Genomic DNA, 23,477 nt, shown 5'->3' on the forward strand with positions numbered 1-23,477 from the left:
AAGAGAATCGCAGGATTCTCTTTTTTTATTTTTAAATTTTATCGTATTATTCACGGACGACTAAAACAGGTACATGAACTTCACCTAAAACTTTTTGTGCCACGCTACCCAGTACAAGTTTTTTGATTCCTGTGCGTCCATGTGAACCAATGACCACCAGATCTGCATTTAAATCGGTGGCGGCTTTTACAATTTCTTTATAAATTTCCTGTCCTTCCACAACTTTAGTCTTCGCGTCTATTCCTTGATCTGCAAACTTTTGTTTTGCTTCATCTAAAATGCCTTTGATCATGGTTTGACTATGATTTAAAGCATCTTCTTTTTGATTTTGTGCATTAATATATTCAACCCCTATAAATGGATCGATCGTAATGACTAATAAGAGAGTGACTTGGCTAGAATAGGTTTTTGCAAGATTGGCGGCCTGATTAACGGCGGCTAATGATGTTGGTGAACCATCTACAGGAACTAAAATATGTTGGTAGGACATAATAATGTACTCCTTTTTCGTTGTGAACTGTATGAAATATTTATTTAAAGTTATTTAAAATCAGAATGTTGTGAAATTAATACAATTGATCTGATTCATTCAATATTGATATTAAAATGTTGCTAATTCTACATTAGCATAAATTTGTGAATTATGATCTTGTCTAAAACTAAAGTTAAATTTTAATCGGAATTTTACGATGGCTGAGGTTTCGTCGTTTCATTTTAAGTATATGTGATAGTCGGTTTTATAATAAAATTAATGGCATAGTTCCTTAAAAATATATCTGTATGTCAAAAGAACTTTATCTACAAATACTGGAAGTGATTGCTCTGATTCCTTATGGGAAAGTAGCCACCTATGGACAGATTGCACAACTAGCAGGATTGCCTAAACATGCCCGGCTGGTCGGTTATGTACTTAAGCATCTTGATCCAGACAGTGAAATACCGTGGCACCGGGTAATTAACTCGCAAGGAAAAATTAGTACCACGCGACTAAACTTTCAGGGTGAAAATATTCAGCAGGTAAAGCTGCTTGAAGAAGGTGTAGTTGTACTCGATAGAAAAGTTAAATTAAAGAAATATCAGTGGAGTTAATTGTTAAACACTCTTTACTCTTTATTTAACAATTAAAACGGGTATAGAACTTTCATTAAGAACCTTCTGTGCAACGCTACCCAATACAATTTTTTTGATTCCAGTGCGTCCATGAGAACCCATCACAATTAAATCTACATGTAATTCTTGGGCCGCCTGATTAATCGCATCAGCAACCGAGAAACCTTCGAGTAATTGAGTCGATATTTCAAGGGTTGAAGCATATTCGGCCTTAATTGTGGCTAAAGATTCTAAAATATAATTTCTGGCCCGTTCAATATATTCATTGCTTTGTCCAGTTTTAACGTATTCTTCAGCGGTAATTGGATCTAACTGCATCACTTCTACAAGCGTGACTTTGCTGTTTAAATCTTGGGCAAGTTTGAGTGCTTGCTTTAATGCAATAACAGAAGGGGCAGAATCATCAATTGCGATGAGAATATGAGGGTAGCTCATGTGGATTAACCTTATTATAAAAATCATGGATCTAATAGTTTTGTAGCATATATTCAAATCGAATAGGTTATATGATTAATAAAAAGAATTTTTTTTGTAATAAATTACGTTTTAAATATAAAAAAAGCCTCCCTAAGGAGGCCTGATCATTAAATGTATTCTACATTCACGATTTCATATTCAACCTCACCTTGAGGCGTCACAATTTTGGCTTCATCGCCTTCACTTTTTCCTAAAAGACCACGTGCGATAGGTGAGTTCACTGAAATTTTATTTATTTTAAAATCAGCTTCATCGTCACCCACGATTTTATAGGTTTTGCGTTCTTCCGTGTCTAAATTTTCAATGGTCACGGTTACCCCAAAAACAACACGACCATTTTTTTCAAGTTCGTGAATATCAATAACCTGAGCTGCGCCTAATTTACCTTCAATATCTTGAATACGGCCTTCACAAAAACCTTGTTGCTCACGTGCAGCATGATATTCAGCATTTTCTTTCAAATCACCGTGTTCACGTGCTTCAGCAATCGCTTGAGTAATACGTGGACGTTCAACACTTTTCAGTTGGTGTAATTCTTTCTCTAGAGCTTCTTTGCCCTCGGGAGTCATTGGATAACGTTGCATTCTAGTCCCTCTAAATGAAATGGGAGTGAGTATTTATTGATAAATTCATATCTAAATGCATAATAATATTGCATTTTACGCTTTTGGCTCCTGCCGAAAGGTAGCGAAATATCAGTAAACTCTCTTTTAAAAAAAACAAAAAACCCGCCACCGATAAGATGACGGGCTTATCAGTAACGAATTAACCTACAGTTTGTAAATCTTGCAAACGATATACATCCATTGGCAATTGAATTGCAAAGGCTTGGCAAACCGCTTCAGCGCCATTAATCGTAGTGGTGTAATACACTTTGCCTTGTAGGGCAGCACGACGAATCATGGCAGAATCATACTGAGCTTGTTTACCTTCAGTGGTATTGACAATAAGGTGTATTTCACCATTTTTCAAGCGGTCAACAATATGTGGACGGCCTTCAGTTACTTTATTTACACGTTCGCATTCCAAACCTGCATCTTTAAGAACGTGATAAGTTCCACCTGTTGCCACTAGTTTAAAGCCATAATCAACCAGTTTCTTTGCGATATCAGCAATATATTTCTTGTCTGATTCTCGGACAGACAAGAAAGCATGCTTTACTTCGCCTTCTGTTGGTAAGCCCGGTAAACGTTCATTTGAGCCTAATACAGCTTTATAGAATGCTTCGCCAAAGGTTGTACCTACACCCATAACTTCGCCTGTCGATTTCATCTCAGGCCCAAGCATTGGGTCAACACCTTGGAATTTAGCAAACGGGAATACCGCTTCTTTTACTGCAAAGTGAGTCGGGATAATCTCTTTGGTGAAACCTTGCGATTCCAGTGATTGACCCGCCATACAACGCGCAGCAACTTTGGCTAAAGATTCACCGATACATTTAGACACGAAAGGAACAGTACGTGATGCACGTGGGTTGACTTCAAGAATATAAATATCATTGCCCTTCACGGCAAACTGTACATTCATCAAACCCACAACGCCAAGTTCTTTAGCCATTGCAACTGTTTGACGGCGCATTTCATCTTGAACTTCTTGAGAAAGTGAGTATGGAGGAATCGAACATGCTGAATCACCTGAGTGAATACCAGCTTGTTCAATATGCTGCATGATTCCGCCAATCACCACATCTTTACCATCAGAGACGCAGTCCACATCAACTTCGGTAGCATCATCAAGGAAACGATCCAGCAGGACAGGAGCTTCGTTAGATGCTTGTACTGCTTCACGAAGATAACGTTTAAGTTCATCTTCGTTATATACGATTTCCATAGCACGACCACCTAATACATAAGATGGACGGACAACGAGTGGATAACCAACTTTAGCTGCTTCAGAAATACCTTCTTCAGCAGACTTCACAATGCTGTTGTTTGGTTGACGAAGCTGTAGACGTTGAATCATTTGCTGGAAACGTTCACGGTCTTCAGCACGGTCAATTGCGTCAGGTGATGTCCCGATAATTGGAGTCCCTGCTTCTTCTAAAGCGCGTGCCAATTTCAATGGTGTTTGACCACCGTACTGTACGATCACACCTTTAGGCTTTTCGGTACGTACGATTTCAAGAACATCTTCAAGTGTTACAGGTTCAAAGTATAAACGATCAGAAGTGTCATAGTCAGTTGAAACCGTTTCAGGGTTACAGTTGACCATAATCGTTTCATAACCATCATCACGCATCGCAAGCGCCGCGTGTACACAGCAGTAGTCAAACTCGATCCCTTGACCGATACGGTTCGGGCCACCGCCAATCACCATGATTTTGTCACGGTTTGATGGATTTGCTTCACATTCTTCATCGTAAGTTGAGTACATATATGCTGTTGAAGATTCAAACTCAGCCGCACAAGTATCAACACGTTTATAAACTGGATAAACGCCCAAGTTCCAACGTTGTTTACGGAATTGCTTTTGTGAAATTCCCATTAAGTTGGCAATGCGCAGATCAGATAAGCCTTTGCGCTTAAATGAACGAATATTGTCAGCGTTCAAATCACCAAAACCAAGAGTTTTAACTTGTTCTTCAGTTTTAATAATATCTTCGATTTGAACGAGGAACCAACGGTCAATTTTAGTTGCTTCAAAGACTTCATCCAGCGTGAAGCCGTGACGGAAAGCATCAGCCACATACCAAATACGCTCTGGACCTGGAACTTTCAGTTCTTGTAAAAGTTTTTCTTTTACATTAGTGGCACCAGCTTCAATTTTCTCATCAAAACCACACACGCCTACTTCAAGACCACGAAGTGCTTTTTGCACTGATTCTTGGAAGTTACGGCCAATCGCCATCACTTCACCTACAGATTTCATCTGAGTGGTCAATACAGGTTCAGCTTGTGGGAATTTCTCGAAGTTAAAACGAGGAATTTTAGTGACTACATAATCGATTGATGGTTCAAATGACGCCGGGGTTGTACCGCCAGTAATGTCATTTTTCAGTTCATCAAGGGTGTAACCTACTGCAAGTTTCGCTGCAATTTTGGCAATCGGGAAACCAGTTGCTTTTGATGCAAGAGCAGAGGAACGTGATACACGGGGGTTCATCTCAATGACAACCATTCGGCCGTCTTCAGGATTAATACCAAATTGAACGTTTGAACCGCCTGTTTCTACACCAATTTCACGAAGAACTGCAATCGATGCATTACGCATGATTTGATATTCTTTGTCAGTCAATGTTTGCGCGGGTGCAACAGTGATGGAGTCGCCTGTATGAACACCCATTGGGTCAAAGTTTTCAATGGCGCAGACAATAATACAGTTGTCGTTTTTATCACGCACAACTTCCATCTCGTATTCTTTCCAACCAATTAATGATTCATCGATCAATAATTGGTGAGTCGGAGACAGGTCAAAACCACGTTCACAAATTTCAAGGAATTCTTCACGGTTATACGCGATACCGCCGCCTGAACCACCCATAGTAAAGGATGGGCGGATAATGACAGGAAAACCAAATTTTGCCTGAATATCTAAAGCTTCTTGAATGTTTTCTGCAATCGCAGCTTTTGGACATTCCAAACCAATTTTACGCATTGCGATATCAAATAGCTTACGATCTTCAGCTTTTTCAATCGCTTCTTTAGTCGCGCCAATCAATTCAACGCCGTATTTTTCCAAAACGCCGTTTTCATCAAGTGCTAATGCACAGTTTAATGCTGTTTGACCACCCATAGTCGGGAGGACGGCATCTGGACGTTCTTTTTCAATGATTTGTGCAACCGTTTGCCACGTGATTGGTTCAATATAGGTTGCATCGGCCATTGAAGGGTCAGTCATAATGGTCGCAGGATTCGAGTTGACCAAAATAACGCGGTAACCTTCTTCTCGAAGCGCTTTACACGCTTGTGCACCCGAATAGTCAAACTCACACGCTTGACCAATCACAATGGGACCCGCACCAATAATCAAGATGCTTTTAATATCCGTACGTTTAGGCATTATTCGCTCCTTAATTACTTCTTAGCTGCTTCAATAAGTTCGATGAAATGATCGAACAACGGGGCACAGTCATGTGGACCTGGGCTAGCTTCTGGGTGACCCTGAAAGCTAAATGCTGGTTTGTCCGTACGATGAATTCCTTGGTTTGTACCATCAAACAATGAACGATGTGTCACTTTTAAGTTGGATGGTAAGGTACTTTCATCAACAGCAAAACCGTGGTTTTGGGAGGTAATCATCACGGTACCGTGATGTGGGCTAAGAGGATCAAGGTTTTGTACAGGATGGTTAGCACCATGATGACCATGATTCATTTTCATGGTTTTGGCGCCTGAAGCAAGTGCTAAAATTTGATGGCCTAAACAAATACCAAATACTGGTAGATGTGTGGTTTCAACAATAGTTTTTACTGCTTCAATGGCATAGTCACATGCTGCTGGATCACCAGGACCATTTGATAAGAACACACCATCTGGATTGAGTGCGAGTACTTTTTCAGCAGGAGTTTGTGCTGGAACCACAGTCAGTTTACATCCACGGTCAGCAAGCATACGCAAGATGTTGGTTTTGACACCGTAATCGTATGCAACGACATGATACTTTAATTCAGGTTGACTAAAACCTGTCCCTAATTCCCATGAACCTTCAGTCCACTCAAAACCAGTTGGATCGCAACATTCTTTGGCAAGATCTAGACCATTTAAACCACCAAAGGCACGTGCTTTTGCCAAAGCTTCTTCTTCAGTAATATTTTCACCAGCAAGAATACAGCCATTTTGCGCACCTTTATCTCGCAAAATACGTGTTAATTTACGGGTATCAATATCTGCAATCGCAACGACATTATTGTGTTGTAAGTAGTCGCCTAATGATTGCTCTGCACGGAAGTTGCTATGGAGTAGGGGAAGATCACGAATGATTAAGCCATTAGCCCATACTTTATGAATACGTCCAGATTCAGTATCTTCAGTATTGCATCCAGTATTACCAATGTGAGGATAAGTTAATGTCACTAGCTGTTGTGCATAACTTGGGTCGGTCAGAATTTCTTGATAGCCAGTCATGGCTGTATTAAAAACGACTTCACCAGTCGTTGATCCCGTTGCACCAATAGACGTACCTTTAAAGATCGTTCCATCAGCAAGGGCTAAAATGGCGGGGGTGCTCAAACCAAAGCTCCTGAATTAAAACCACAAAAATAGGGCTGTAAAAAAGCGAGTAGACATAAAAAAAGGCCGGCTGTCTTTCAAAAACACGCCCTCCTTTTGGTCTGCTCGCTTATAACTTAACAGCGCATTATACGCATGAAGCCCTCACAAGTCTACGAGTTTTAACTGAAATCCATGCTTATTTCAGCATTTAAAAAAATCATGTTTTTTTATCGGAATTTTGTTGAAAATAAAAATTGTCTAACAATTTACATGTTGAGTAAATGTTGATCGATTTACACTAGGGACTGTCATAATTCAAAAAGAAGAGGGTAAGCGTATGCCAGCAAAAAAAACATTAAAGGCGGTGGTTGAAGAACATCAACAACAAGTTGAACAGCTATATACTGAAACGACAGCTCAGGTTAAAGAAGTTCTAAATGAAACGCAGGAAAAAATTGAAGCTGAAGCGAAAGAATTGAATCAGACTTTTCAAACTCAATTTTCACATCTTAAAGAAGATGTATTGCAACGTGTCGATGTTATCAAATCTCAATTTAACAATTCACAAGGTGATCTAACTGAACTTGGGGACGTGATTAAAAAAGAGTTTGGAACATTGGTAGAGGATCTAGGCAAAGTTGGTCGTGAAATTAAAGATGATTTGAGTCAAATCACTTTAAAGCACAAAGATACTTTAACAGATGTCCTAAAACGCTCAAAAGAACATGCTGTTGAAGCATGGAATAAAGTACGCGAAGGCTAAACGCTCTAGCAACTGACCAGTAAGAGTACATGACTTTTACTGGTTGTTTTGCAAATAATCTCTAATGCTTAAAACTCATGCAACCAATCACGTTTATTATGAAAATCAGCAGTAGGACTACTATGTTGCATGGCATAAAAATGCATGCCCTGTGAAGTATTGAGAACTGCGGATAAACCCACATATAGATCTGGCCATTTGAGTTGATACTTCTGCATAAACTCAGCTAAATCTAAACTGACATTCAAACCATAATGGGTTCGTTTAAGTTGATTTAACTCAATGTCATAAGCTGCTAGGGGCGGTAAATTTTCAGGATAACGATATTCTTCAAACTGATAAGCCTGCCATGCTTCAGATGGAGACAAATTAATCTCGCGATAATAATCCTGATTTTTAACCCCAATAAAAATTTCATAACAAGTTTGTTCCCATAAAAAATCACGACGCGGGTGAGCCGCAACCTTTTCAGGCCAAACCATCAAATGATTAGGATCACGTAGCCAATAACCAACATTGAGGGTAAAGGGAGATTGTTGTTCAATCGCTCCGACCAATGAAATTGAGTCAAAACGATCAAAGGACATCAATTCATAACTTGCCATAATGGGAATCGATTTATTTGGCTAAATGTGCGTGACGAACGAGATTGGATAAATTAGGATTCTGTTTGGGTGCTTTTTTATAGAGTAATACAATTTTACCAATTTTCTGAACAGCTTCGGCGCCTGTGGCTTTTGCCAGTTCATCGATCACCTGCGCACGGACTTCGCGATCTTCACCAGCAACTTTTACTTTAATCAATTCATGATCGTTTAAAGCACGGTGAGTTTCTTCGATAACGTTTTCAGTTAAACCTTGTCCACCAATCATGACCACTGGATTTAGTGCATGTCCGATTTGACGTAAACGTTTGCGCTCTTGGATAGATAAAGCCGCCATGAAAACTACCTAAATGTAAAAACAACCTAGTATAACTTGCATCCCGCATCTAAGATAGCAGCAAGACGCAGACAAGCCAGATAAAAATACAAAAATATCCGATCATGAACATTGAAAAAAATATAATCAAAGAGAGCTGTTTAGATACATATGCATACTGCAAAATCTGTATTTTTCACGTACAATGACAGGTCAGAAGTTTTTTAATATTTAGTGAGTTATGGCGACACGCATTACCAATCAGAAGTTATCTAAGAGTAGTCGTGCGTGGATGCGGGAACACCTTGATGATCCTTTTGTTAAAAGAGCCCAAAAGGAGGGATACCGTGCCCGTGCCGCATACAAACTTCTTGAAATTCAGGAAAAATATAAACTGATCAAGCCAGGCATGACAGTGGTTGACCTTGGTGCGGCTCCTGGTAGTTGGTCGCAAATCGCAGGGAAACTGGTTGGAAGTAAAGGTCTGGTCATTGCATCTGATATTTTACCTATGGATGCACTTCCTGATGTTACTTTCCTACAAGGTGACTTTCGCGAAGAAGAAGTCTTCGAAAAATTGTTAAATATTTTAAATGGACGTGTTGTAGACATTGTAATTTCAGATATGGCCCCCAATACATCAGGTAATAGGGCTGTAGATCAACCCCGTCAGATTTATTTATGTGAACTGGCTCTTGATTTCGCCCAGAAAGTACTCGGCCCAAATGGACAATTTGTGGTAAAAGTATTTCAGGGTGCTGGTTTCGATGAATTTCGAAAGCAAGTCGTCGACAGTTTTGATGTATTGAAAACTGCCAAACCAGAAGCTTCCCGTGCGCGTTCTAAAGAAGTATTTTTGATCGGGCAGGGTCGTAAAAAGGCAATGCGATAAAGTTTACTTGCCAAGTCGAGAAAAATTGTGCATTTTGTACAATTTCAACTTGTAGCAAGCATTAGACTTGCTGTTTACTAGGGTCTACCCCGTAATGGGCATGATCAAATTAGATTGATAATGGGAATAAAGCTTTGAGCGATCTCTTCAAGAATGCCGTATTGTGGCTAATAATACTTGGTGTTCTGATTTTGATTTTCAGTAACATCAGTGACCGCAATAAACCATCAGCAATGAATTATTCAGAATTCGTCGCTGCGGTGAATGCTGGTCAAATTAAGCAAGTCACTATTGATGGTTTAAATATTAGTGGTGAAAAAACCAACGGCTCTCATTTTGAGACAGTACGTCCGCAGGTTGAAGACACCGAGCTTTTACCAAGCCTGAACAAAAATAACGTTGTGGTTGAAGGAACAGCACCTCAACGTCAAGGCTTGTTGATGCAACTTCTCATTGCTAGTTTTCCTGTACTTCTCATCATTTTGTTATTCATGTTCTTTATGCGAAATATGGGTGGGGGAGCTGGTGGCAAGAACGGACCAATGAGTTTTGGTAAGTCTAAGGCCAAGATGCTTTCAGAAGACCAGATTAAAGTGACATTTAAGGATGTTGCTGGTTGTGATGAAGCTAAACAAGAAGTAGTTGAAATTGTTGACTTTTTGAAAGATCCTGCCAAATTCAAACGCTTAGGTGCAACTATTCCTCGTGGTGTACTAATGGTAGGACCACCGGGAACAGGTAAGACTTTATTAGCCAAAGCGATTGCGGGTGAAGCTAAAGTTCCATTCTTTAGTATTTCTGGTTCTGACTTTGTTGAAATGTTTGTGGGTGTGGGTGCATCTCGTGTGCGTGACATGTTCGAACAAGCCAAACGTCATGCGCCTTGTATCATCTTTATTGATGAGATTGATGCTGTAGGCCGTCATCGTGGTTCAGGTACAGGCGGTGGGCATGATGAACGCGAGCAGACGTTGAACCAAATGCTGGTTGAAATGGATGGTTTTGAAGGTAATGAGGGCGTGATCGTCATTGCTGCAACCAACCGTGCTGATGTTTTGGATAAAGCCTTATTGCGTCCTGGTCGTTTTGATCGACAAGTTATGGTGGGTTTACCTGATATAAATGGGCGTGAGCAAATTCTCAATGTTCATTTGAAAAAACTTCCTTCGGTTACAGGTGTAGACCTAAAAGTTTTGGCGCGTGGTACACCTGGATTTTCTGGTGCACAATTGGCAAATCTTGTAAATGAAGCAGCTCTTTTTGCAGCTCGTCGTAATAAAAATACGGTGGACATGCATGATTTTGAAGATGCTAAAGACAAGATATATATGGGGCCTGAGCGTAAATCGATGATTCTTCGTGAAGAAGAGCGTCGTGCTACCGCGTACCATGAGTCTGGACATGCGATTGTTGCTGAGACTTTGCCGGGTACCGATCCTGTGCATAAAGTAACGATTATGCCACGTGGATGGGCATTGGGTGTGACTTGGCAGCTACCTGAACAAGACCAGATTAGTCATTATAAAGATAAAATGCTCAATGAAATTTCGATTTTATTTGGTGGTCGTATTGCTGAGGAGATTTTTATCAATCAGCAATCAACGGGTGCTTCAAATGACTTTGAGCGTGCAACTAAAATGGCGCGTGCGATGGTTACCAAATATGGTATGTCGGATAAACTAGGTGTAATGGTTTATGAAGACGAAAATCAAAATGGTTTCTTCGGTAACGTTGGAAGTCGTACTATTTCGGAAGCTACTCAGCAACAGGTTGATCAGGAAGTACGTCGTATTCTTGATGAACAATATAAAGTTGCATGGGATATTCTTGAAAGCAACAAGGATAAAGCTCATGTTATGGTCAAAGCACTTCTGGATTGGGAAACGATTGATCGTGAGCAGGTACGTGACATTATGGAAGGTCGTGAACCACGTCCACCAAAAGTCTATGTTGCTGAAAATCCAGTGGTTGATTTGGATCCGCCTGGTAGTGGTCCCTCAACACCACCTCCATTACCCTCTATGAGTTAATGATCTGATGAATATATAAGAGCTGCTTCGGCAGCTCTTTTTATTTGGATATTATTCAGCTAGACGTTGAGTTAAATCCATCCTTTTATTGGAACATGCTGCTAAACTTTAGTTGGACTTTAGGAGTAAGAAAATGCGTTTAATGCCTTTACCTCAGCGAAAACTCAAGTGCGGCCGGCATCAACTTGATTTATCTCAACCAAAGGTGATGGGCATTTTAAATGTTACTCCTGACTCATTTAGTGATGGTGGTCAGCATAATCAAAAACAGCAAGCCTATGCATATGCTATGCAAATGATTGAAGATGGAGCTTCTATTATTGATATTGGTGGGGAATCTACACGCCCAGGAGCTTCACCAGTTGAGATTAAGGAAGAAATTTGCCGTGTAGTACCAGTGGTTGAACTATTGGCCAAAGAAGATGTCATTTTATCGATTGATACAAGCCAGCCTGAAGTCATCAAAGCCGCTGTTGAGGCTGGAGCACATATCTGGAATGATGTTCGTGCTTTAACTCGTCCAGAGGCCTTGGAGACTGCAACAGCATTAGATATTCCCGTCATGATTATGCATATGCGTGGAGAGCCGACTACGATGAATCAGTTGGATCACTATGTCGATGTAACCTTGGACGTGATGCAGGAATTACGGCAACGAATTGATGATGCACTGCTTGCAGGAGTGAAATCAGAAAATATTATTATTGATCCAGGATTTGGGTTTGCTAAAAATGCCCAACAAAACTTACAACTCTTAAATGAATTCTGGAAACTTAATGAGTTGGGGTATCCTATTTTATCTGCATTATCACGCAAACGTTTTATTGGTGAAGCATTGGGTGGAGCAAATGCTCAGCAACGTGCGGTCGGGAGTGTTACAGCACATTTGTTAAGTATTCAGCAGGGAGCCTCGATTGTGCGTGCACATGATGTCAAAGCAACGGTAGATGCTATTCGGGTTTGGCAGGCAATGCTAGAGGTTTAATAAAAACAAAGCATAATGAGGAATTTTATATATTTCAGAAAAACAATTCAGTTGTTTGAGAAGATGAAGTTTTGAGTGTTTGGAGATAAGGTTGAAAATTTAGCATATGTTAATTTACTGATCAATTCTTCAGTTGATTAGTAATATTTATGATGCAAATTCATCCTTTTGCTTTTATGATTTTTATTGCCTCTATTATTTTGGATATTTTTTTTCTTATTCTAGCGATTTTTTATGCAGATAGACTATTTGTATTTATTGCAATACTATTGCTTGCTGTTGCTTGGCTTATTTATAAAGAATATCAGTTATACCTTGAGCTTCTTGAAGATTGGGGGAGAATTTAATCTCAGGATATGTTATAAGCAGCGCGGAATTTTAATATTGTTAAGTATTTATTCATGTTGAACGATCTTCTTCTCCCTATGTTTGATGATGACTATTATCCCCAGATTTTGGTCGCTGAAATTAAGCAATATATCGTTGATTTCTCCAAAAAAATTCAGGTCTCTGTTAAAGAGGAATCTGAGATTTATCAATTTGCAAATTTGACCTTATTAAAAATTAATGAGATGAAGGCTGAATTTGAAGATCTGGATTCGAGTCTGGATGACACTGCAACTGATTATATTGCTGAAGCAATGATGATGGTTGTACAGAATGCAGGATATATGGATATAGATTTAGAAGAGCTGGTTGCTCGTAGAGAATGGTAATAACCACTCTCTATGTTATTTCTTTTCAATATTTTAGGCATAAAAAAACCAGCGCTTGCTGGATTCTTTATTAACACCATTTTAATTATTTTAAAATGGTGCCCGGGGCCGGACTCGAACCGGCACGCTTTGTGGGCGGGGGATTTTAAATCCCCTGTGTCTACCTATTTCACCACCCGGGCATGACGGCAATAATAGAGGAACTCCCTATTATTGGCAAGAATATCCTGAATTATTTGTAGATTTTTCAGGCAACTACTCCCTATTTAATCATTAGGGATTTAGTGCGCAGATGAGTCTGCCAATATTCTCACAACTTGTGCTAAGGTTTTTTGAACCATTTTCAAGTGCTGTTTCGAGATCGCTGCATTGATTCAGAATCCCAAAAATTGCCGTGATTCCTTCTTGATAAAGTGTTTCGATTCCTTTGCCAAGATATCCAGCGCAAACAAAGACGGGTTTGTTGTATTGTTTGGCAATACGGGCAACTCCAATTGGAGTTTTTCCAAATTTGGTCTGAAAGTCGATGGCACCTTCACCTGTAAAAACATAATCGGCTTGCTGAATAGCTTGTTTTAAATTTGTGTGTTCGATAATGGTTTCTACACCAGATTGAATTTTGGCTGGGGTAAATGCTAAAAGACCAGCAGCGAGGCCACCAGCAGCTCCAGCACCTGCTGTATCTTTAACTTTAATATTGAGCTGTTTTTCAATTAAATCAGCAAAATGGGTGAGATTAGATTCAAGTTTTTCAATCATTTCAGCGTTTGCACCTTTTTGCGGGCCAAAAACTCGTGTGGCTCCTTCATCACCGAGTAAAGGGTTGCTCACATCATTAGCAATGATAATTTCAACGTTTTTCAAGCGAGGATCAAGCTGATTAATGTCGATTGCTTGAATTTGGTCAAGGTAACCGCCTCCAAGATTTACTATTTGTTGATTGTGATCCAGAAATTTTGCCCCTAAAGCAACGGCCATTCCCATACCTGCATCATTAGTAACACTTCCTCCTAGGCCAATAATGATTTGAGTGACACCATGATCAAGTGCGGCACGAATCATTTCACCCGTACCAAATGTTGAAGTCAGTAAAGGATTGCGTTGTTTGGGGGAGAGTAGGTGAATGCCATTGGCCTTAGCCATTTCAATCACGGCAGTTTTTCCGTGATTAATTAAGCCAAAATAAGTCGAAATCTGTTGAGAAGTTAATGGACCTGATACGTTGAGATTGATTCTTTGGCCTTGTTTTGCATCAACCAGTGCATCTACAGTACCTTCACCACCATCCGCCATGGGACACAAAATAAAACGGGCGTCTGGAAATATGCTTTGTAAGCCTGTTTGCATGGCGTGACAGGCTTCAAGTGCTGTCATGCTTTCTTTAAAAGAATCTGGTGCAAGCACAAAGGTTTTGGGCATTTTCAAGACTACTAATTTTAGTGGGTATTCAGAATATAATCGAATTTAAGATAACATTGCTTCAATGTAATATTCAATTTTTTAATTGGGCTGTAAAAGTGAGTACAAATGATAAAGATTGAACAATGATCGATCGAGTAGTCTTTGCTGGGTGTTATGGGTGACTGAGTTTTGTTCTTGGCTTTACTGTGCCTTGTTGATTATGCAGTCTGTTAATACGGCATAAATTTCTTAATTATTGTATTTATCACGGGGAGTGTATGGTGTTATAAACATCGTTTTATCCTCATTTATGATTCGATTTTTATAAAAGTCTAGCGCTGGTTCTAATTATAAGAAAGCTGTTATAAATGCTAGGCATAAAAAAACCAGCGTCTGCTGGATTCTTTATTGACACCATCTTAATCATCTTAAGATGGTGCCCGGGGCCGGACTCGAACCGGCACGCTTTGTGGGCGGGGGATTTTAAATCCCCTGTGTCTACCTATTTCACCACCCGGGCTTGACCAAATTTGGAGGCGGAGGTCGGAATCGAACCGGCGTACACGGAGTTGCAGTCCGCTGCATGACCACTCTGCCACCCCGCCATCATTTGGTGATGCACATATTAGCAAGCTTCACAAAAAAAACAATAGTGATTTCAGCGAATATGCACAGAAAAACAACATCTAAAATAAAATTGGCTCAATTATCATGTATCATTTGCAAAATCGAATTCATATCTACTTTGGAGATGTGCTGTGGCATTGGTTCTTGATGGTCGTGCATTGGCAAAACAAATTGAAGCTGACTTGCTTACACGTGTAGAAGCATTAAAGGCAAAATCTGGACGTACCCCAATTTTGGCTACCATTTTGGTTGGAGATGATGGTGCATCTGCAACGTATGTGCGAATGAAGGGCAATGCTTGTCGCCGCGTAGGAATGGATTCACTCAAAATTGAATTAACGCAAGACACGACTACAGAGCAACTTTTAGCGGAAATTGAAAAACTAAATGCAAATCCAGATGTACATGGAATCTTGTTACAGCATCCTGTGCCTGCTCAAATCGATGAGCGTGCTTGTTTTGATGCTATTTCTCTGGCAAAAGATGTGGACGGTGTGACGTGTTTAGGCTATGGCCGTATGGCAATGGGCGAATCTGCATATGGTTCTGCAACACCCGCGGGAATTATGACTATTCTAAAAGAAAATAAGATCGAAATTGCAGGCAAACATGCGGTTGTGGTTGGTCGCTCAGCAATTTTGGGTAAACCAATGGCAGCGATGCTACTTGAAGCGAATGCTACAGTGACTATTTGTCATTCGCGCACTCAAAACCTCGCTGATTTTGTAAAACAGGCAGACATTATTGTGGGTGCAGTGGGCAAGGCTGAGTTGATTCAAAAAGATTGGATTAAACAGGGCGCGGTTGTGGTTGATGCTGGTTTCCATCCACGTGATGGTGGCGGCGTAGGTGATATTCAATTAGTAGGCATTGAAGAAGTTGCGTCTGCTTATACTCCTGTACCAGGTGGGGTAGGACCAATGACCATTACCACTTTGATTCGTCAAACTGTTGAAGCTGCTGAGAAAGCTTTAGCTTAAGATGAGCTGTTCATTTCAATTTTCAAAAGCGCCTCAGCATTTGCTTGAGGCGCTTCATCATGTCATTCCTCACTGTGAATTAATGGCACAACAGTTGCCTGAAACGCCTATTTCACTTTGGTTGATCCCACCTGTGTTTCCCACTGATCGATTGGATGATGAGGTGATTCGACGCATATGGAATGACACGCCCTATTGGATTTTCTGCTGGGCATCTGGTTTAGCGATGGCACAATGGTTGCTGGCAGAACCAGAACATGTCAAAGATAAAGTGGTCTTGGATTTTGGTGCGGGCTCGGGTGTCGTGGCGATTGCTGCAAAAATGGCTGGTGCTAAACGTGTGATTTGTTGTGATATTGATCCAGTAAGCCTAAATGCCTGTCGTGAGAATGCACTGCTCAATGACGTTGAGCTTGAGTATCTGGATGATTTATACAAGACAGAACAAGTGGATATATTGCTTGCTGCCGATGTGTTATATGACCAATGTAACCGTTTTTTTCTGGATGAGTTTTTAAAGTTTGCATCCGAAGTATGGGTGGCCGATAGCCGGGTCAAAAATTTTAGTCATCCTAAATATATTAAAATTGATGAGCGCAGCGCCACTACATGGCCTGATCTGGATGAGGCTAAAGAGTTTCGTAATGTTAGTTTTTATAAAACGCTGTAATATTTAAATTTACAGCGTTTTCTTTAGATTTTATGAGCAGGTATAGCGTACAACTTTAAGGGTACTTGGTTTGGTATCTAGCGCTTGACGGGTTGCGTAGCCTTCGCTGTTATTTAGGCTAGGAGAATCCATTAATCCTACAGACATTCGTGAATTGCCTACTTGTAAGCCATCAGGAGTTGATTGTGACGCGGCTGGATTTGCAATTTCGTTAATACTTAAAATTGATAATTTATACGTTTGTGTCGTGCCTAAAACTTGTTGGCAGGCGCGTTGTAATTTTCGCTCGTCAAGTTCCTGATTAGAGCGCCCTGCAAGTGTGTAAGCTAGCGTCGCAGACGTTGCTGTTTTATTTTCAACTTGATAGCCTGTATTACCATTGTATTGACGAGGTGTACTCTGACACGCACTTAATGCAATGACACTCCCTGAAATTAAAAATAATACTGTTTTTTTCATGAGGTTGTTCCTTCTAATCGTATTCAAATAAGCAGTCGTGTTTTTTATATTTTAAGCATTTACGCGTTTAAACAAACGATAAAATTGTATTAACTTTAAAACAAATAAAGATACATTAAAAATACACTCATCTGATCTCACTGAAATGCTTTTACTTTGTGTTCAAATTTGCTAACTTCAAATCATCTCGATTAAATACGATGATAATAATAAAAAAGGGGAATCGAATATGACATCTCATTTTAATGATCTTCCTTTTTATGATCTGGCGGTGATAGGAGGAGGGATTAATGGTGTAGGTATCGCCAATGATGCTGCAGGACGAGGATTATCTGTTTTTTTATGTGAAAAAGACGACTTTGCCAGTCATACTTCATCTGCCAGTAGCAAACTGATTCATGGCGGCTTGCGCTATTTAGAACATTTTGAATTTCGTTTAGTTCGTGAAGCACTTGCGGAACGTGAAATATTAATGGCAAAGGCTCCCCACATTATTCGTCCTCTGCGTTTTGTTTTGCCACATCGCCCACATTTACGTCCTGCATGGCTTATTCGGTCAGGATTATTTTTGTATGATTATTTGGGGAAGCGAGAAAAGCTGCCAGCCTCTAAACGTTTGGTATTGGATCATCATGGCCCATTAAAACACGATATTGTTTTAGGATTTGAATATTCAGATTGCGCTGTAGATGATGCGCGATTGGTTATTTTAAATGCCATTCAGGCTCGAGAAAAAGGCGCAGAATTGCAGATAAGGACTGAATGTATTGCTGCGGAAGTGATAGATGGTATCTGGTTATTAACTTTGAGACAGCAACAAACGCAATATCAAATACGAACCAAAGCCTTGATCAATGCAGCAGGGCCGTGGGTTGAACATTTTATAAAAGAGACGTTAAAGCTAAATTCACCTTATAAAATTCGTCAAATTCAGGGAAGTCATCTGATTGTGCCTAAACTTTATGAGGGCGATTATGCCTATATTTTACAAAATGAAGATCGGCGCATTGTATTTACTATTCCTTATCTGCATGAATATACGCTGATTGGAACAACTGACCAAATTTATCAGGGTGATTTAGAGCAAGTTGAAATCACGTCGAATGAAATTGAATATTTACTTGCCGTCGTGAATTTACATTTTGAGCAGAGTATCACCCAAGCCGATATTATTGAAACATTTTCAGGAGTTCGGCCCCTTTGCGATGACGAGTCGGATCAACCTTCAGCGGTAACTCGTGATTATACTCTGGCAATGACTACGTTGAATGGGTCGCCCCCGTTATTATCCATATTTGGTGGCAAGCTTACGACTTACCGGAAGCTTGCCGAAGCTGCGCTGGATGAATTGAGTCCTTATTTTTCAGAAATGCAGACACAATGGACTGAGCACGAGCCCTTACCAGGTGGTGAGCATTTTAAAGGTCTGGATAGCCTGATTCGAGGTATTCAATTACGAATTAAAAATATTCCAACCGAAATTGCAACACGTTGGGCGAGTAGTTACGGTACTCGTGTGTGGCAATTGCTTAGAGGAGTCGATTCTTTGGATGATTTTGGAATATATTTTGAACATAGTCTCTATCAACTTGAAGTGGATTACCTTATCAAAGTCGAGTGGGCGCAATCAGTAGATGATATTTTGTGGCGACGCAGCAAGCTAGGGTTAAAGTTTGATAAGACTCAAGTGATGGTATTAGATAATTATCTTCAAAATGTTTTGGGCAACCAACGAAGCAAGATTGCTTAAAGTGAAAGCGGCATAAAAATTTATTTATGCCACTATAAAACATAATGTATAAAGCGTTAGATCTCTTTGCCGCCGACGTTTTGGCAATTAACATTCGATGTCGTCCATCGCACCGCTGTACCAGTTGCTACAGGGCGGACAACACGCCATGGCCAAAAGCCAAAACGTTGACTCGCATTGTAGTCTACGATAGCGTCGGCATTGAGTTTTTTCGCTGTATTTCCTAATTTGGGATAAAGTTCTTCTACACTTCCATATGTGCCTTTTGCAACTTTTACACGCTTAACAACGACATATTGTTGTGATGGAATTCCATCAATGAGGCATACCCCAAAATGATGGTTTGCTTTTTCAGTTGCTGTTACTGCATGGGACGTGCCACAAAAAATAAATAAAGACAAAGTAGAAAGAATAAACTTTTTCATTGTTTGTTTCTCGTTGGATGTAAAAAAATAAATTTTAAATTATGAGTATTTTAAAGACTTTACTTCGAAATTTCTTAGCATATAACACATACTAAAACAGGCCATTATATGGCCTGTTTTATAGATTTTTGATCTTTATTTAGTGGTTTTTAACCGCATTTAATAACGCTTCTTGACGCTCTTTCAATGCTTGTGGTAAACGATCGCCAAGTTTGTTGAATAACTCAGTATGGCTCTCAATTTCGGTAATCCACTGATCTTTGTCTTGTGCTGTAATCAATTCAAATTCTTCTTTAGAAAAATCTGTACCAGCCCAGTTTAAATCATCGTAAGTTGGAACATAACCAATTGGTGTTTCAACAGCATTGGCACGACCTTCAACACGATCGATCATCCACTCAAGTACACGCATGTTCTGACCAAAACCAGGCCATACAAAGTTGCCTTCAGCATCACGACGGAACCAGTTTACGTTGAAGATTTTTGGCAATTTATTACCAGCAGCTTCAGCCTTTTCACCCACTTGCTGACCTACTTCTAACCAGTGCTGGAAGTAGTCTGCCATGTTGTAACCAGTGAATGGAAGCATTGCAAATGGGTCACGACGTACGACACCTTGCTGACCAACAGCGGCCGCAGTTGTTTCAGACCCCATAGTCGCTGCTTTATATACACCATCGATCCAGTCAAAGGCTTCAGAGACTAAAGGTACAGTATCGGCACGACGACCACCGAAGATGAACGCAGAAATTGGAACACCTGCTGGATTTTCCCAGTCAGCGTCAATTGAAGGACATTGGCCTGCTGATACAGTGAAACGTGCATTAGGATGAGCTGCCTTTTCACCGTTAACGTGTGGTTGGCCTTTCCAGTTGGTTAAATTTGCTGGAACTTCTTTAGATAAGCCTTCCCACCATACTTCACCGTTATCCGTCACAGCAACGTTGGTATAAATGACATCTTTATGCAATGTTGCCATACAGTTCGGGTTGGTCTTGGTATTTGTACCTGGCGCAACGCCGAAGAAACCAGCTTCTGGATTGATTGCATATAAGCGACCATCTTCACCTGGCTTGATCCATGCAATATCATCACCTACAGTTTCAATTTTCCAGCCTTCATAGCCTGCTGGTGGAATCAACATTGCAAAGTTGGTTTTACCACAAGCAGAAGGGAAAGCTGCTGCGATATAGTGTTTTTCACCTTTCGGGTTAGTTACACCTAAAATAAGCATATGTTCAGCTAACCAGCCTTGTTCACGACCCATTGCAGAGGCAATACGAAGCGCTAAACATTTTTTACCCAGTAGTGCGTTGCCGCCGTAACCTGAACCAAATGACCAGATTTCACGAGTTTCTGGATAATGCACAATATATTTTTCAGGGTTACATGGCCATGCAACATCTTTTTCACCATCTGCAAGCGGCGCGCCTACAGTGTGAACACATGGTACGAATTCGCCATCTGTACCCAATACGTCATAAACAGCTTTACCCATACGTGCCATTTTGCGCATGCTTACCGCAACATATGGAGAATCGGTTAGTTCAATACCAATTTGTGCGATGTGGCTACCCAATGGACCCATTGAGAATGGAACCACATACATGGTACGACCTTGCATTGCGCCATCAAACAAACCGTTTAATTTCGCGCGCATCGCTGCTGGTGCTTCCCAGTTATTTGTTGCGCCCGCATCTTCCTGCTTTTCAGAGCAGATAAAGGTACGATCTTCGACACGAGCAACGTCAGAAGGGTCAGAGTTTGCAAGATAAGAACCTGGATGTTTTTCTTGGTTGAGTGCTTGCATTGTGCCGTTTGCGATCATCAGGTCAATAAGACGCTGATATTCTTCTTCGCTACCGTCACACCACTCGATTTTTGCAGGTTTGGTTAATTTTGCAATTTCTTCAACCCATGCAATAAGCTTAGGATGACGAACGAATTCTGGTGCGTTCACTTGGGTCATGGTGAGGCCTATTTAAAAAACGTACTAAAGTACAAATCTAGATGCAGGGATACAGCAAATAGATGAAGTAAAAAAAAGTGGCGCTATTAAAGCATAAATTGATGGAAAAAATAAGACTAAAGACTAAATTAGAGTTTTAGGTCAAAAAACAGGTTAATTTTTTAAAAAACATGCATTTAACTTATTTAAGGTGCCATTAATATATGTATTAATATAGGTAATATGTATTATTTTAATTTAAAATATATTTAAAAATTAATATGTTAATTTAAAATTAAACTTGAGAACAATTATCGATTAAATAAATGGTCATCATTTAAATTTTACATAAAGCGTATTTTATTTGACTAATTCTTGGACAAAAATAGGAGAAATCATCAGCTTAGAATGATAAAAATGCCGCCACTTCGACCACTATCCATCATTTATAACGAAAAGTCTGGGTTCCATGCAGCCAATAAAGAAGGAGTATATGAGCAAATTATGACGATTTTTACTCATCATGATTTCGAGATTCAAGTGTTTGAGCTCGGTGTCGAAGATAATTTTGATGATTTTATGCAGCAGGTTCTTGCTCGCCATACAGGAGAGGAGCGTGGTGTTGTCGTTGCTGCTGGTGGGGATGGAACTTTAAATGCTGTGGCCTCCAAACTAAAAAATACCGATATTCCAATGGGAATTTTACCCTTAGGCACTTTTAACTACGTGGCTCGTGTTTTGGGTATTCCGCAAGATTTACTTCAGGCAGCGCAGGTGATTGCTACAGGTGTACCACGTTCTGTTCATGTTGCTACAATTAATGATCGTATTTATTTAAATAATGCGAGTTTAGGTTTATATCCTTTATTTATTCAAAAAAGGGAACACTATAACCAACGCTTTGGGCGTTTTATTTTTAATGCCTATACCTCGGGTTTAGATGTGCTTATTCGTGATCATAAAGAGCTTAAATTATCAGTAACAGTGGATAAGCAAGTTTATCCGGTGAAAACACCCTTGATTTTTTTTGGTAATAATCAGTTGCAACTGCAAGAAATGAATTTACACATTGCTGAATGTGTGGCAGAAGGGCGTGTTGCAGGCGTTGTGGTAGCCAAAAGTGATAAATTAAGTTTATTTCGGATGCTCTTTCAATTGATCAAAGGAGATCTTGAGCATGCTAGAGATGTTTATAGCTTTAGTGCCGATCAGGTTATCGTGGAATCAAAAAGTAAAACTTTAACTGTTGCTATTGATGGGGAAATTGAAGAGTTAAGCACGCCATTAAAATTTGGTGTGGTAAAGAATGCTTTAAATATTATGGTACCTGATCATGTTATTGCATCTGTCTGATTTGCATTTTGGTACAGAAAAGCAAGAATGTCTGACTGCAATCCAAAAGTTCTGTCTGGAGCAACAACCAGAACTAATCGTAGTAAGTGGTGATTTAACCCAGAGAGCAAAATTTATTCAGTTTTATAGCTGTCGGCAGTTTTTGGATTCACTTCATATTCCTTATATTGTCGTTCCGGGAAATCATGATATTTCTTTATATAATTTGTGGAATCGTTTTTTTTCTCCATTTGTACGGTATCAATTCTTTTTTGGTGAACTCGAGCCTACTCTGGAAACTGAACATTTTTTTATTGTGGGTGTGAATAGTATTCGTCGACGTTACCATACACGTGGTTATATCTCATTGGAACAAATTCAGCGAACCAATGAAATCCTTAAACATGCACCTGATCAGAAGTTAAAACTGGTCGTTCTACATCAGCCTTTTTATACTCCGCCCGATGATCCACACGGGATTAAAGATTGTCCAGTTTTAGGGCGGATGGCATTAGAAAACTGGAGCAGAAGCGGTTTGTTTGGAGTGTTACATGGACATTTACATAAAACTGCAGTTTACAATTTAACCGAAATTTATCATCTGAAAGTTGATCATCCTGTTTATGATATTCATGCAGGGACAGCGACGTCTTATCGTTTGCATAAAGGGCTGCCTAATAGTTTTAATACAATTTTAAATGATGGCTCTATTCAGCATTACTGGTTCGATGAAAAAGCACAATCTTTTGTTTTGCGCATTGATTCGGTAGTGAAAAACCATAAAGATGCCTGAGTGATTAAAAAAAATACAAAAAATAGCATTTTTTTTGATTTTTCCCCT

General features: G+C 39.8%; 23 protein-coding genes and 3 tRNA genes. 12 read left to right on the plus strand and 14 right to left on the minus strand.

Translation table 11 applies throughout. The annotated features are described in order from the left end of the window. Positions 1 to 46 precede the first annotated feature (46 nt). Entirely contained in the window at positions 47 to 490 is a 444-nt protein-coding gene (locus tag IAE20_RS08550) for a universal stress protein (RefSeq protein WP_200460430.1), read from the minus strand. 290 nt (positions 491 to 780) lie between these two features. Between IAE20_RS08550 and IAE20_RS08555 the strand changes: the two genes are divergently transcribed. Then, positions 781 to 1,089: an MGMT family protein gene (locus IAE20_RS08555; protein ID WP_200460429.1), complete on the plus strand. Its 309-nt coding sequence runs from the start codon at positions 781 to 783 to the stop codon at positions 1,087 to 1,089. Positions 1,090 to 1,110: 21 nt separating this feature from the next. Here the strand turns inward: IAE20_RS08555 and IAE20_RS08560 are convergent, their stop codons facing one another. From IAE20_RS08560 to carA, 4 genes are all read right to left on the minus strand, one after another. After that, positions 1,111 to 1,545, minus strand: a complete 435-nt coding sequence (locus tag IAE20_RS08560; RefSeq protein ID WP_200460428.1) for a universal stress protein — start codon at positions 1,543 to 1,545, stop codon at positions 1,111 to 1,113. A gap of 149 nt (positions 1,546 to 1,694) precedes the next feature. After that, a complete protein-coding gene (gene greA, locus IAE20_RS08565) occupies positions 1,695 to 2,171 on the minus strand; it encodes a transcription elongation factor GreA (protein WP_200460427.1) in 477 nt (158 codons plus the stop codon). 181 nt (positions 2,172 to 2,352) lie between these two features. Further along, positions 2,353 to 5,586 (minus strand): carbamoyl-phosphate synthase large subunit, encoded by a 3,234-nt coding sequence (gene carB / locus IAE20_RS08570; RefSeq protein WP_200482125.1) that lies wholly within the window; start codon positions 5,584 to 5,586, stop codon positions 2,353 to 2,355. A 14-nt stretch (positions 5,587 to 5,600) separates the two neighbouring features. Next, positions 5,601 to 6,755 (minus strand): glutamine-hydrolyzing carbamoyl-phosphate synthase small subunit, encoded by a 1,155-nt coding sequence (carA, locus tag IAE20_RS08575; RefSeq protein ID WP_200460425.1) that lies wholly within the window; start codon positions 6,753 to 6,755, stop codon positions 5,601 to 5,603. Positions 6,756 to 7,074: 319 nt separating this feature from the next. Here carA and IAE20_RS08580 point away from each other — a divergent pair, with 319 nt between their 5' ends. After that, the gene (locus tag IAE20_RS08580) at positions 7,075 to 7,500 is read left to right on the plus strand and encodes a hypothetical protein (protein ID WP_200482124.1); all 426 of its coding nucleotides are present in this window, start codon (positions 7,075 to 7,077) and stop codon (positions 7,498 to 7,500) included. A 68-nt stretch (positions 7,501 to 7,568) separates the two neighbouring features. Here the strand turns inward: IAE20_RS08580 and IAE20_RS08585 are convergent, their stop codons facing one another. Together IAE20_RS08585 and yhbY are read right to left on the minus strand one after the other, a co-directional pair. Then, positions 7,569 to 8,105: a DOMON-like domain-containing protein gene (locus IAE20_RS08585; protein WP_200482123.1), complete on the minus strand. Its 537-nt coding sequence runs from the start codon at positions 8,103 to 8,105 to the stop codon at positions 7,569 to 7,571. A 13-nt stretch (positions 8,106 to 8,118) separates the two neighbouring features. Beyond that, entirely contained in the window at positions 8,119 to 8,442 is a 324-nt protein-coding gene (gene yhbY, locus IAE20_RS08590; protein ID WP_200460422.1) for a ribosome assembly RNA-binding protein YhbY, read from the minus strand. A 220-nt stretch (positions 8,443 to 8,662) separates the two neighbouring features. Here yhbY and rlmE point away from each other — a divergent pair, with 220 nt between their 5' ends. The 5 genes from rlmE (at position 8,663) to IAE20_RS08615 (ending at position 13,044) form a co-directional block, all read left to right on the plus strand. Continuing rightward, positions 8,663 to 9,313, plus strand: a complete 651-nt coding sequence (gene rlmE, locus IAE20_RS08595) for a 23S rRNA (uridine(2552)-2'-O)-methyltransferase RlmE (protein WP_200460421.1) — start codon at positions 8,663 to 8,665, stop codon at positions 9,311 to 9,313. A 134-nt stretch (positions 9,314 to 9,447) separates the two neighbouring features. After that, entirely contained in the window at positions 9,448 to 11,343 is a 1,896-nt protein-coding gene (gene ftsH / locus IAE20_RS08600) for an ATP-dependent zinc metalloprotease FtsH (protein ID WP_200460420.1), read from the plus strand. A gap of 133 nt (positions 11,344 to 11,476) precedes the next feature. Further along, positions 11,477 to 12,328: a dihydropteroate synthase gene (gene folP / locus IAE20_RS08605; RefSeq protein WP_200460419.1), complete on the plus strand. Its 852-nt coding sequence runs from the start codon at positions 11,477 to 11,479 to the stop codon at positions 12,326 to 12,328. A 149-nt stretch (positions 12,329 to 12,477) separates the two neighbouring features. Then, positions 12,478 to 12,675, plus strand: a complete 198-nt coding sequence (locus IAE20_RS08610; RefSeq protein WP_227610959.1) for a hypothetical protein — start codon at positions 12,478 to 12,480, stop codon at positions 12,673 to 12,675. A gap of 54 nt (positions 12,676 to 12,729) precedes the next feature. After that, positions 12,730 to 13,044 (plus strand): DUF5713 family protein, encoded by a 315-nt coding sequence (locus tag IAE20_RS08615; RefSeq protein WP_200460418.1) that lies wholly within the window; start codon positions 12,730 to 12,732, stop codon positions 13,042 to 13,044. A gap of 96 nt (positions 13,045 to 13,140) precedes the next feature. On the opposite strand, the gene IAE20_RS08620 is transcribed toward IAE20_RS08615, so the two are convergent. The 4 genes from IAE20_RS08620 to IAE20_RS08635 all read right to left on the minus strand — a co-directional run bounded on the left by IAE20_RS08620 (position 13,141) and on the right by IAE20_RS08635 (position 15,050). Then, positions 13,141 to 13,226, minus strand: a tRNA-Leu gene (locus IAE20_RS08620). A gap of 91 nt (positions 13,227 to 13,317) precedes the next feature. Beyond that, a complete protein-coding gene (locus IAE20_RS08625; protein WP_200460417.1) occupies positions 13,318 to 14,463 on the minus strand; it encodes a glycerate kinase in 1,146 nt (381 codons plus the stop codon). A gap of 416 nt (positions 14,464 to 14,879) precedes the next feature. Next, positions 14,880 to 14,965, minus strand: a tRNA-Leu gene (locus IAE20_RS08630). Positions 14,966 to 14,976: 11 nt separating this feature from the next. Further along, positions 14,977 to 15,050, minus strand: a tRNA-Cys gene (locus tag IAE20_RS08635). 153 nt (positions 15,051 to 15,203) lie between these two features. On the opposite strand from IAE20_RS08635, the gene folD reads away from it, so the two are divergent. Both folD and IAE20_RS08645 read left to right on the plus strand, forming a co-directional pair. After that, on the plus strand, positions 15,204 to 16,052 hold the full coding sequence (gene folD, locus IAE20_RS08640; protein WP_200460416.1) for a bifunctional methylenetetrahydrofolate dehydrogenase/methenyltetrahydrofolate cyclohydrolase FolD: 849 nt from the start codon (positions 15,204 to 15,206) through the stop codon (positions 16,050 to 16,052). Between the two features lies 1 nt (position 16,053). Next, positions 16,054 to 16,722, plus strand: a complete 669-nt coding sequence (locus tag IAE20_RS08645) for a class I SAM-dependent methyltransferase (RefSeq protein ID WP_200460415.1) — start codon at positions 16,054 to 16,056, stop codon at positions 16,720 to 16,722. A 30-nt stretch (positions 16,723 to 16,752) separates the two neighbouring features. On the opposite strand, the gene IAE20_RS08650 is transcribed toward IAE20_RS08645, so the two are convergent. Continuing rightward, a complete protein-coding gene (locus IAE20_RS08650) occupies positions 16,753 to 17,181 on the minus strand; it encodes a hypothetical protein (RefSeq protein ID WP_200460414.1) in 429 nt (142 codons plus the stop codon). Between the two features lie 229 nt (positions 17,182 to 17,410). On the opposite strand from IAE20_RS08650, the gene glpD reads away from it, so the two are divergent. Further along, positions 17,411 to 18,931: a glycerol-3-phosphate dehydrogenase gene (glpD, locus tag IAE20_RS08655; protein ID WP_200460413.1), complete on the plus strand. Its 1,521-nt coding sequence runs from the start codon at positions 17,411 to 17,413 to the stop codon at positions 18,929 to 18,931. A gap of 56 nt (positions 18,932 to 18,987) precedes the next feature. On the opposite strand, the gene IAE20_RS08660 is transcribed toward glpD, so the two are convergent. Next, positions 18,988 to 19,356 carry a hypothetical protein gene (locus IAE20_RS08660; RefSeq protein ID WP_200460412.1) on the minus strand — a complete coding sequence of 123 codons (369 nt, stop codon included), beginning with the start codon at positions 19,354 to 19,356 and terminating at the stop codon, positions 18,988 to 18,990. Positions 19,357 to 19,495: 139 nt separating this feature from the next. Continuing rightward, the gene (locus tag IAE20_RS08665) at positions 19,496 to 21,325 is read right to left on the minus strand and encodes a phosphoenolpyruvate carboxykinase (GTP) (RefSeq protein WP_200460411.1); all 1,830 of its coding nucleotides are present in this window, start codon (positions 21,323 to 21,325) and stop codon (positions 19,496 to 19,498) included. 396 nt (positions 21,326 to 21,721) lie between these two features. Here IAE20_RS08665 and IAE20_RS08670 point away from each other — a divergent pair, with 396 nt between their 5' ends. Both IAE20_RS08670 and IAE20_RS08675 read left to right on the plus strand, forming a co-directional pair. Then, positions 21,722 to 22,657 (plus strand): diacylglycerol/lipid kinase family protein, encoded by a 936-nt coding sequence (locus IAE20_RS08670; protein ID WP_200460410.1) that lies wholly within the window; start codon positions 21,722 to 21,724, stop codon positions 22,655 to 22,657. After that, positions 22,638 to 23,429 carry a metallophosphoesterase family protein gene (locus IAE20_RS08675; RefSeq protein ID WP_200460409.1) on the plus strand — a complete coding sequence of 264 codons (792 nt, stop codon included), beginning with the start codon at positions 22,638 to 22,640 and terminating at the stop codon, positions 23,427 to 23,429. The genes IAE20_RS08670 and IAE20_RS08675 overlap by 20 nt, the downstream gene beginning before the upstream one ends. Positions 23,430 to 23,477: the final 48 nt, after the last annotated feature.

It is taken from the genome of Acinetobacter sp. S54 (assembly GCF_016624945.1).
Lineage (GTDB): Bacteria > Pseudomonadota > Gammaproteobacteria > Pseudomonadales > Moraxellaceae > Acinetobacter.